Source organism: Marmoricola sp. RAF53, from assembly GCF_052114005.1.
Classification (GTDB): domain Bacteria; phylum Actinomycetota; class Actinomycetes; order Propionibacteriales; family Nocardioidaceae; genus Marmoricola.
Genome location: NZ_JBFRDX010000044.1, coordinates 1 through 10,589, shown reverse-complemented (window position 1 = coordinate 10,589; position 10,589 = coordinate 1). Strand labels below are relative to the sequence as shown.

The window sequence follows — 10,589 nt, the reverse complement described above, 5'->3', positions numbered from 1 at the left end:
ACATGGACACCGGCGCCGTGGTGAACGTGGCCTCCGCCTCGGGTGAGGACCCGGACCACAACACCGTGACCAACCAGACCGGAACCGGCGACAGCACCACGACCGCCCTGACGCCGGCACCCTCCCTCTCCCTGCTCAAGCAGGCCAGCGCGGTCAACGACCTCGACGGCAACGGCCACGATGCCGGGGACACCATCGACTACACCTTCACCGTCACCAACACCGGCACCGTCAAGATCAGCAACCTGGCCATCACCGACCAGCTGCTGGCCGACGCCGGGATCGCGATCACCTGCCAGCCCACCACCCTGGCACCGGGCGCCCTCGCCAACTGCACCCCGGCCAGCCCCTACGTCATCACTCTTGACGACATGAATGCCGGCAAGGTCGACAACTCCGCCACCGCCACCGGAACCAACCCAGCCGGGACGACCACGACCTCGCCCGACAGCACGACATCGACCAAGCCGACCCAGAACCCGAGCCTGGCGATGGTCAAGCACGCCTCGGCCGTCAGCGACGCCAACAACAACGGCAGGGACGACGCCGGAGACACCATCGACTACACCTTCACCGTCACCAACACCGGCACCGTCACCATCGACAACCTGGCCATCAGTGACCCGACGGCTGGTGCCGTGACCTGCCAGGCCACGAAACTGGTCCCGAACGACAGCACCAGCTGCGCGGCCACCAACCCCTACGTCATCACCCAGCCCGACATGGACGCCGGCGCCGTGGTGAACGTGGCCACCGCGAACGGAACCGACCCGAACGGCGCCCGGGTCACCAGTCCTGGCGACCCGGGCGAGTCGACCACCACTCCGATGGACCGGGCCTCCGGCCTGGACCTGAAGAAGAAGGTCACCGGGGTCACCGACACGAACGGCAACGGCCTGACCGACGCGGGAGACACGATCGGTTACGAGTTCGTGCTGACCAACACGGGCACCGTCACCCTCGACGGGTTCACCGTCACCGACCCGATGCTGGACCAGACCGGGATCCACGTGATCTGTCCGAAGCAGTCGCTGGCGCCGGCCCAGTCGCTGACCTGCACGGCGAACACCGGGTACACCGTGACCGCGGCGGACGAGCGGACCGGCGAGATCCGGAACGTGGCCACCGCGGCTGCCAACGGCCCGGGGGACGCGGTCGTCGCCGCACCGTCCTCGACCGTCGTGGTCAGCACCGAACAGGCACCGCTGCCTCCGTTGCCGCCGGCTGCGCCGCACCACCCGGCCGCCCAGCTCCCGCAGACCGGCGGCCCGGCGCGCTGGATCGGGTTGCTGGGGACGGGACTTCTCGTCGGAGGGTTCCTCCTGATCCTCCGCACGAGGCGTTCCCGGGTGGCAGAGTGACCCGGTGCCCACGATCGGCTTCCTGCACACCTCCCCGGTCCACATCCCGACGTTCGACGCCCTGGTGCACGGGGACCGCCCCGGCGTAGGGACGATCCACCTCGTCGACGAGTCGCTGCTGGAGCGGGCCCGGGACTCCGGGCCGGACGCCGTACGGGAGGCGGTGGCCGCGCAGCTCGCCCGGCTCCACGAGGAGGGTGCCGACGTCCTGGTCTGCACCTGCTCCACGATCGGTCCGGTCGCCGAGGAGACCGGACCGGCGGGGGTGACGACGTTCCGGGTCGACCGGCCCATGGCGCGCGCCGCGGTGGTCGCCGGCGGTCGGGTCGGCGTCGTCGCGGCCGTCGAGTCCACGCTCGAGCCGACGCGGGTGCTTCTGGAGCAGGAGGCGCTCGCCGCGGGCGCCGAACCCGAGATCGATCTCGTCCTGGCCGACGGCGCCTGGGACCTCTTCGAGGCCGGGCAGCACGCGGCGTACGTCGCACGGGTCGCCGCGGCCGCGCGCGACCTCGCCGGCCGGGTGGACGTCGTCGTCCTCGCTCAGGCCAGTGCCGCCCCGGCCGCGCGGCTCCTCGAGGACGGCGGGGTGCGTGTGCTCAGCAGCCCCGCGAGCGCCGTCCGGCACGCCTTCACGCTCCTCCCGGACCGCTGAACCGCGCGCCGGGTCGCCGATTTCCCCGGAATGCCACGTCACGAACCGCCAGCTTCCCCGTCTTCCCTGGTGTCCCGTCCTGTTCAGCACCCCGAGCAGACGGGACCTCCGGAGGTGTTACCGGTGAATCACGTGGGAAATGTCGCTAAGGTCAGGACAGCGTGGCCACGTGGGAGCAAGACAGGGGTGGCCATGCTGTGACCCGTGTTCGTGTGCAAGTGACTACAGATTCGTGAGAAGGTTTCGTCATGGAAATTCCGATTTATGACCTCAATGACGGCACCGAGCTGCCCGCCGTCGGGTTCGGGACGACCGGCCTCCAGGGAGCGGACGGGCTCGACGCCATCCTGAGCGCGGTCGAGACCGGCTACCGCCTCCTCGACACGGCGGTCAACTACGGCAACGAGATGACCGTGGGTGAGGCCATTCGGCGTTCCGGCGTTCCGCGCCCCGAGTTCCGCGTGACCAGCAAGCTCCCCGGTCGCCACCACGCGTACGACGACGCCATCGTGTCCACGCACGAGTCGCTCGGCCGCCTCGGTCTCGACCAGATCGACCTGCACCTGATCCACTGGCCGAACCCGAAGCGTGACGAGTACACCGAGGCCTGGCGCGCGCTCGTCGACCTGCAGCGCGACGGCCTGGTCACCACCATCGGCGTCTCCAACTTCACCGCCGAGCACCTCGACCGGATCATGGACACCAGCGGCGTCGTTCCCGCGGTCAACCAGATCGAGATGCACCCGTACTTCCCGCAGGAGGAGCTCCGCGCCGTCCACGACGCGCTCGGCATCCGCACGGTCGCCTGGAGCCCGCTGGCCAAGGCCAAGGCGCTCTTCGAGGAGGACGCCGTCCGCAACGCGGCCGACGCCCACCGGGTCTCCCCCGCGCAGGTCGTGCTCCGCTGGCACTTCCAGCTCGGCTCGGTCCCGATCCCGAAGTCGACCGTCCCGGCGCACCAGCACAGCAACGGCGACATCTTCGGCTTCGAGCTCTCCGACGACGAGGTCGACGCGATCACCGCGCTCGGCCGCGAGGACGGGCGGCTCTTCGGCGGCGACCCGAACGAGCACTACGAGATGTGATCTCGTCACACGCACACCAGAAGGGCCATCGGCGAACCGCCGGTGGCCCTTCTGCGTCGCCGGTAGCATCACCGCGTGATCCGGCTCCGCGTCCTCGCCCTCGTCCTGCTGCCGCTGCTCGTCCTCGCCGGCTGCGGCAGCGCGGACGACAAGTCCTCGACGACCGCCGACGACGGGCCGTGCACCTACACGAAGTCCGGGGACGCGGCCCGCAAGGTCTCGATGCCGCCCTCGACCCCGGACCCGAAGAACCCGGCCGAGCTGACGATCAGCACCAGCGCCGGTGACATCCCGGTCACCCTCGAGCCCGACACCGCCCCGTGCGCGGTCAACTCGTTCGTCTCGCTGGCCGACCAGGGCTTCTTCGACGACACCCGGTGCCACCGGCTGACCACGAACGGCTACTACGTCCTGCAGTGCGGCGATCCGACCGGCACCGGCAGTGGCGGCCCCGGCTACGTGTTCGCCAACGAGCTGGTCAAGAACGACGAGCGGCTCCAGCCGTGCGGCACCCAGGGCGGACAGGAATTCTGCACCTACAACGCAGGGGTCGTGGCCATGGCGAACGCCGGCGGCCCGGCGTCGAACGGGTCGCAGTTCTTCCTCGTCTACGGAAACTCGACGTTCCCGCCGGACTACACCGTCCTCGGCCACATGGACGCGGCCGGCCTCAAGGTCGTCAAGGAGATCGGCGCCGCCGGCATCGGCCAGGAGAACGGCATGGGTCCCGGGGACGGCGCCCCCAAGAACCCGGTCACGATCACCTCGGTGAAGTAGCCGACTCCATCGCCACCGGCGCCCCGAGCGCCACGGTGCGGCTGACCGTGCAGAGCCGGTCGCGGGTCTTCGCGATCGCGTCGTCGAGGACCGCGCGGGCGGCGTCGCCGGCCTCGCCGTCGGGGAACCGGAGGTCGAAGGTGACCTTCAGGTCGGTGAGGTGGTTGCCGCCCTCGTCACGCACCTTGTGGCCCTCGACGTGCACGTCGAGCGACTCCGCCTGCGCCCGCTTGCCGGTGATCAGGTCGACGTCGATGGCGCCGCAGCCGGCGATCGCGGCGAGCAGCAGCTCGACCGGGGTGAAGTCGGGGTCGTCGCCGCTCCCGACCGGGAGCACTCCCCCGCGCCAGTTCGTGGCCTTGTAGCGGCCGTCGCCGATCCGGGTCAGCTCGACGGTACGACGGGTGTCACGCGGTGCCTGGGGGTTCGGGACCTGGGTCATGCGACCCAGCCTGCCATGCGGTGCGGACGGTCAGTTGACCCCGGCGCGGCAGTTCTCGAACATCGCGCCCTTCACGACGTCGGGGTACTTCGACGGCAGCTGCGACTCGAGCACGTTGTCGTCGACCTCGGTGCGCGCGCCGGCGGTCACGTCGTTGCCGGCGACGGCGTACGGCGTCCGGTAGACGTCCCAGGCCGGCACCACACCCGCCGGCTGGTGCGCGACCGCCTCGGTGACCGCGAACCCGTCCGCAGTGCACGCGGCGGAGACGTGCTCGGTCGGGGCATCGGTGGCGACGAAGTCGAAGACCGGCTTCCCGTCGGCCAGCAGCTCGGCGAACGTGCGGGCGTCGTACCCGAAGAGGCGGGTCTGGGAGCCGCCGCGCGGGTGCGCCTGGGTGGTCAGCAGGACGTCGCCGTCCCGGCCGGTGAACCGGACCGCCGCGAACGACGTGACCGGGAGGTCCCCGTCGAGCTCGGCCTGGAGGGTGTCGTCGCCGACGTGGGCCTCGAGGACGGCGGGGCAACCCCCGCTCGCCGGCACCTGGGCGACGTCGTCCGGGGTGCCGTCGCCGTCGAGGTCGAGCTGGAAGTCCGGGGAGCCGGTCGCGTGCGGGCAGACCGCGTTCGACACCTCCGGCGAGGAGGCGCTGCCGCTCGCGTCGCTGTCGCCCGAGCTGCCGCAACCGGCGACGAACGCCAGCAGCGCCGCGGCGCCGAGCACCCGGAAGTTCCTCATGCCGGTACGACGCCCGCCGGGCCGCGTGGGTTCCGTCATGGTCGAACCCTAGTGTGGTCTCCGTGCGCAGTCTGCAGCGCGACGAAGCCGTCGCCCGATTCGAGCTCCTGACCGTCACCGGGTACGACGTGACCCTCGACCTGCGCGAGGAGGCCACGTTCGCCAGCCGGACCGTGATCGATCTCGTGTCCCAGGGCGGGGAGACGTTCCTCGATCTCAAGGCGGTCGCCGTCGGCGCGATCCGCCTGGACGGCGCCGCGCTCGACGTCGCGGACTGGGCGGACGGCCGGTTCCCGCTCGTGCTCGCACCCGGCGAGCACCGGATCGAGGTCGAGGCCACGATGGGCTTCCGCAACGACGGCGAGGGACTGCACCGGTCGCTCGACCCGGCGGACGGGCGGGCCTACGTCTACCAGATGAGCTTCATGAGCGCGGCGCCGTCGGTGTTCGCCTGCTTCGACCAGCCCGACCTGAAGGCGCCGTACACGCTGCACGTGACCGCGCCGGCGGACTGGAACGTCACCGCGAACGCGCCCGGGCGGCACGTCGGCGACGGTGTCTGGGAGTTCGAGCCGAGCCGGCCGCTGTCGACGTACTTCGTCACCCTGGTGGCCGGCCCGTACCACCGGATCGCCGAGGAGCACGACGGCATCCCGCTCGGCCTGCTCTGCCGGTCCTCGATGGCAGCGGCGCTCGAGGCCGACGCCGAGGAGCTCCTCACCATGACCCGGCAGTGCTTCGACGAGTTCCACCGGCTCTTCGGGGTCCGGTACCCGTTCGGGAAGTACGACCAGGCGTTCGTGCCCGAGTTCAACGCCGGCGCGATGGAGAACCCGGGGTGCGTCACCTTCCGCGAGGCGCTGCTGTTCACCACGAAGGTGTCCCGCAGCATGCGGGTGCAGCGCGCGACGACGGTGGCGCACGAGATGGCGCACCAGTGGTTCGGCAACCTGGTCACCCCGAAGTGGTGGGACGACCTCTGGCTCAACGAGGCGTTCGCCGAGTACATGGGCAACCGGGTCACGGCCGAGGTCACCGAGTACTCCGAGGCGCTCGTGTGGGCCGCGATCACCCGGAAGAACTGGGGCCTGACGGCGGACTCGCGGCCCTCGACCCACCCGGTTGCGGGGACCGGCGCCCTCGACGCCGACGCGGCGCTGCAGGACTTCGACGGGATCTCCTACTCCAAGGGCCACGCCGTGCTCACCCAGCTGGCGAACCAGGTCGGCGACGACGTGTTCTTCGCGGGCGTGCGCGAGCACTTCGCACTGCACGCGTTCGGCAACGCGACCATGCGTGACCTGTTCGCGAGCTGGGAACGGGCCGGCGCCGGGGCCCTCGACGCGTGGACCGCGGCCTGGCTGCGGACCGCGGGGCTGGACCTGATCGACCTGGACCGCGAGGCCGGGGTGCTGGTGCGCACGACGCCCCCGGGCCCCGAGGTGCACCGCCCGCACGCGCTGGACGTCGCCGTTCACGACGGCACGGCCTGGTCGACGACGAAAGTCGCGGTCGCCCAGGACCGGACCCCGCTGGTGGTGCCGGCCGGCGCCGCCGTCGTGCCGGACCCGTCGGTGGAGACCTGGGCCGACCTGACCTTCGACGCGGAGACGGCGGCGGCGCTGCCGGGGCTGGTGGGCACGGTCGCGGACCCGATGGCGCGGGCGTCGCTCTGGATCACGGCGAAGAACGGTGTGCACCACGCCCGGCTCGACCCGGATCACGCCGTGGACCTGCTCTGCGCCGGCATCCCCGACGAGCAGCAGGACAGCGCGCTCGGCATGCTCGGCGTCTGGGCCGGCGACGACGGGGAAGGTTCGCGGGGCACCGTGCACGAGAAGCTGCTGCCGGTGCTCCGGGCGCCGGAGACGGCGCGCGCCCGGCTGCACGCGGCGTTCCTGGAGCGGGTCGGCTCGGCCCCGGCCGGGTCGGACCTGCAGTTCGCGGCGTACCAGGCGGCGATCGGCACGGCACCGGAGGCGTTCTGGCTGCGCGAGGTGCTGGGCGGCGACGTCCCCGACGGGATCACCGCGGACGCCGGGCTGCGCTGGCGGGTCTTCAAGCGGCTGGCCTCGCTCGGCGACACCGACGTGGACGAGCTCGACCGCGAGCTGGCCCACGAGAACGACGCGAAGACCCAGGTCGCGCACGCGTGGTGCCGCGCACGGCTGCCGGAGCCGGACGCGAAGGCGTGGGCGTGGCAGCGGTTCACCGGGGAAGCGGTCGCGTCCAACTACGAGGTGGAGGCGGCCGGCACCGGTTTCTGGCAGAGCGGTCGCGACGACCTGCTCGACCCGTACGTCGAGCGCTACTTCGCCGAGCTTCCGGCGACCACGAAGGTCCGGGCCGGCTGGGGTCTGGCCGACGGCGCTCACTTCTTCTACCCGATCACCGTGCTGCGCCAGGACGTCCTGGACCGGACCGACGCGCTGCTCGCCGACCCGGACCTGAACCTCAGCCTGCGCCGGATGCTGACCGACGACGGCGACGAGCTCCGCTGCCGGCTCGCCACCCGGGCGCGGTACGGCGTACCGGCACCGTCGTGACCAGGCCGCGCCGCCCGGGGCCGTCGGTCCGCACCCGCGTGGTCGACCTGGACGGCGACGCCCGGATCGAGCGCGAGGACCGGCTGGCGACCGAGGAGCCGCTGGAGATCCGGCTGGTCGCACCCGGGCTCCCGGCGCGCCGGGTCGGGCTGACGATGCGGACGCCCGGGCACGACTTCGAGCTGGCCGCCGGCTGGCTGGTGCACGAGCAGGTGCTCCGGCCGGCGGACGTGGCCGTCGTCCGGTACTGCACCGACGCCGATCTCGCCCCGGAGCAGGAGTTCAACGTCGTCACCGTGGAGTCCAGCGGCCCACCGCTGCGGCTCCCCGAGGCCCGGCTGGTCTCGTCGGCCTGCGGCGTCTGCGGCGCCGACTCGGTCCGCGACGTGCTGGCCGAGGTGCCGGAACCGCCGGTCGTCCTACCGATGGCGGTCGACCTGCTCCGCACGCTGCCCGCCCGGCTGCGGACCGCCCAGCCGGGGTTCGACCGCACCGGCGGGCTGCACGCGGCCGGGCTCTTCGAGGCCGACGGGACGGTGGTGGTGGTCCGGGAGGACGTCGGCCGGCACAACGCCGTCGACAAGGCCGTGGGGGCGCGGCTGCTGGCCGGGTTCCCGGTTCCGCCGGTGCTGGTGCTGAGCGGGCGGATCGGGTTCGAGCTGGTCCAGAAGGCGGTGGTGTCCCGGATCGGCGTACTGGTCGCGGTCGGCGCACCGTCCTCGCTGGCGGTCGGTCTGGCCGAGGAGGCCGGCATCGCCCTGGTCGGGTTCACCCGCGCCGACCGTTGTGTCGTGTACGCCGGCGCGGCCGTGCTCGGCGTGTGAGAGAGGGGAATGTCCGCGCCCTCTCCTAGCGTGGTCGCGTGCGCATCCTCCACACCTCCGACTGGCACCTGGGACGGCAGTTCCACGGTCAGAGCATGCTCGCGCACCAGGCCGCGTTCCTCGACCACCTGGTCGAGGCGATCACCACGCACGAGGTCGACCTGGTGCTGGTCGCCGGCGACGTGTTCGACCGCGCCCTCCCGCCCGTCGACGCGGTCGCACTGGCGGACGACGCCTTCGCCCGGCTCGCCGCCACCCGCGCCCGGGTCGTGGTCAGCAGCGGCAACCACGACTCGGCCACCCGGCTCGGCATCAACTCGCGCCTGATCGACGCGGCCGGCTTCCACCTCCGCACCGACCCCGAGCGGGTCGCCGAGCCGGTCCTCGTCGAGGACGAGCACGGCCCGGTCGCGGTCTACGCCCTCCCCTACCTTGAGCCGGACCTGCTCCGCCACCGCTGGGACCTCCCGGCCCGGTCCCACGCCGCCGCGCTCGCCGAGGCCGTGCGCCGGATCCGGGCCGACCTCGCCGACCGGCCGGCCGGGACCCGGGCGGTCGCCGTCGCGCACGCGTTCGTCGCCGGGGGCGCCGCCAGCGACTCCGAGCGCGACATCGCCGTCGGCGGCGTCTCCGTGGTCCCGCTGGACCTGTTCGACGGCTTCTCCTACGTCGCCCTCGGCCACCTGCACGGCCGCGCGCTGCTGTCCGAGTCGGTCCGGTACTCGGGGTCCCCGCTGGCGTACTCGTTCTCCGAGACCGACCACGTCAAGGGGTCCTGGCTGGTCGACGTCGGCCCCGACGGGGTGAGCGGCTCCCGCTTCCTGGAGGCACCGGTGCCGCGCCGCCTCGCCCGCCTCTCCGGGACGATCGACGAGTTGCTCACCGCGGAGCGCTACCGGGCGCACGAGGACGACTGGCTCCAGATCAATCTCACCGACCCGGTGCGTCCGGTCCAGGCGATGGCCCGACTCCAGGTGCGTTTCCCGCACGTCGTCGCGCTCCAGTTCGCTCCCCCGGCCGCGGCCGAGCGGGAGCGGGCGACCCGCCTGGAAGGTCGCTCGGACCACGAGGTCGCGCTCGACTTCGTCGCCGCGGTGCGCGGCACCCCCGCCACGGACACGGAGAGCGCGCTGCTCGCCGCGGCCTGCGACGCCGCCGCCCGCGAACCGGACGCAGATCCCGTCGCAGATCCTGGGCCGGCGGTGGCCTGATGCGCCTGCACCACCTGTCGGTCACCGCGTTCGGGCCGTTCCCGGACACCGTCGAGGTGGACTTCGACGCGCTGTCCTCGGCCGGGGTGTTCCTGCTGACCGGGGCGACGGGTGCCGGCAAGACCAGCGTGCTCGACGCGGTCTGCTTCGCGCTCTACGGCCAGGTGCCGGGCGACCGGGCGGGTGCCAAGCACCTGCGCAGCGACCACGCCGACCCCGGCAAGGAGCCCCGGGTCGTGCTGGAGCTGAGCATCGGCGAGCGCCGGTTCCGGTTCCACCGCTCCCCCACCTGGACCCGGCCCAAGCTGCGCGGTCACGGCGAGACCAAGGTCCAGGCCCACGTCGTGGTCGAAGAGCTCCGGGCCGGCGACTGGGTCGGGCTCACCAACCGGCTCGACGACGCCGGTCTGCTCGTCGGCGACCTGCTCGGGATGACCTGCAGCCAGTTCACCCAGGTGGCGATGCTGCCCCAGGGCCGGTTCCAGGCGTTCCTTCGGGCGACCTCGGCCGAGCGGCACGCGGTCCTGCAGCAGCTGTTCCGGACCGACCGGTTCGAGCGTGTCGAGAAGTGGCTGGTCGAGCGTCGTGGCCAGACCCGGCGGGCGCACGAGGCCGCTGCGGTGAGCGCCCGCGGCGTGCTGCACCGGATCGAGGAGGCCGGCGGCGTACCGCTGCCCGAGGAGCTCGCCGAGGACCTCGCGGCGGCCGCCGACAGCGGAGCCGTCACCGAGTGGAACGAGCAGGTCCTCGTGAGGAGCGCCGCGGCACGGGACGCCGCCGCGGAGGCACGCGAGGCCGCGGCCGCGGTCGAGACCGAGGCCGCGGCGGACCTGGCCGAGGCCCAGGGGCGTGCCGCGCTCGTCCGGCAGGCGCGCTCCGCCACGGCCGAGCTCGCCGCCCTGGACGCGCAGCGCGCCGACCACGAGGAGCGCCAGCGCGACCTGGCCCTGCAC

At 72.6% G+C, this 10,589-nt stretch carries 10 protein-coding genes; 8 read left to right on the top strand and 2 right to left on the bottom strand.

Features of this window, described 5'->3' with window-relative positions:
* From AB4Y76_RS21120 to AB4Y76_RS21105, 4 genes are all read left to right on the top strand, one after another.
* A partial coding sequence (locus tag AB4Y76_RS21120; RefSeq protein ID WP_441928937.1) for a DUF7507 domain-containing protein occupies positions 1 to 1,361 on the top strand: 1,361 nt, incomplete at its 5' end.
* 4 nt (positions 1,362 to 1,365) lie between these two features.
* Positions 1,366 to 2,013, top strand: coding sequence for an aspartate/glutamate racemase family protein (locus AB4Y76_RS21115; RefSeq protein WP_441928935.1), 648 nt, complete (start codon positions 1,366 to 1,368; stop codon positions 2,011 to 2,013).
* A gap of 248 nt (positions 2,014 to 2,261) precedes the next feature.
* Positions 2,262 to 3,098 (top strand): aldo/keto reductase, encoded by an 837-nt coding sequence (locus AB4Y76_RS21110; protein ID WP_441928934.1) that lies wholly within the window; start codon positions 2,262 to 2,264, stop codon positions 3,096 to 3,098.
* A 75-nt stretch (positions 3,099 to 3,173) separates the two neighbouring features.
* A complete protein-coding gene (locus AB4Y76_RS21105) occupies positions 3,174 to 3,875 on the top strand; it encodes a peptidylprolyl isomerase (protein ID WP_441928932.1) in 702 nt (233 codons plus the stop codon).
* Here AB4Y76_RS21105 and AB4Y76_RS21100 read toward each other — a convergent pair.
* Together AB4Y76_RS21100 and AB4Y76_RS21095 are read right to left on the bottom strand one after the other, a co-directional pair.
* On the bottom strand, positions 3,859 to 4,317 hold the full coding sequence (locus AB4Y76_RS21100) for an OsmC family protein (protein WP_441928930.1): 459 nt from the start codon (positions 4,315 to 4,317) through the stop codon (positions 3,859 to 3,861). The genes AB4Y76_RS21105 and AB4Y76_RS21100 overlap by 17 nt on opposite strands.
* Before the next feature lie 30 nt (positions 4,318 to 4,347).
* Entirely contained in the window at positions 4,348 to 5,094 is a 747-nt protein-coding gene (locus AB4Y76_RS21095; protein ID WP_441928928.1) for a hypothetical protein, read from the bottom strand.
* A gap of 23 nt (positions 5,095 to 5,117) precedes the next feature.
* Here AB4Y76_RS21095 and pepN point away from each other — a divergent pair, with 23 nt between their 5' ends.
* From pepN to AB4Y76_RS21075, 4 genes are all read left to right on the top strand, one after another.
* Positions 5,118 to 7,601, top strand: coding sequence for an aminopeptidase N (gene pepN, locus AB4Y76_RS21090; RefSeq protein WP_441928926.1), 2,484 nt, complete (start codon positions 5,118 to 5,120; stop codon positions 7,599 to 7,601).
* Positions 7,598 to 8,425, top strand: a complete 828-nt coding sequence (locus AB4Y76_RS21085) for a formate dehydrogenase accessory sulfurtransferase FdhD (protein ID WP_441928924.1) — start codon at positions 7,598 to 7,600, stop codon at positions 8,423 to 8,425. The genes pepN and AB4Y76_RS21085 overlap by 4 nt, the downstream gene beginning before the upstream one ends.
* Positions 8,426 to 8,463: 38 nt before the next feature.
* Positions 8,464 to 9,636 carry an exonuclease SbcCD subunit D gene (locus AB4Y76_RS21080; RefSeq protein ID WP_441928922.1) on the top strand — a complete coding sequence of 391 codons (1,173 nt, stop codon included), beginning with the start codon at positions 8,464 to 8,466 and terminating at the stop codon, positions 9,634 to 9,636.
* The coding region (locus AB4Y76_RS21075; RefSeq protein ID WP_441928920.1) for an AAA family ATPase at positions 9,636 to 10,589 on the top strand (954 nt) is incomplete at its 3' end. The genes AB4Y76_RS21080 and AB4Y76_RS21075, both read left to right, overlap by 1 nt.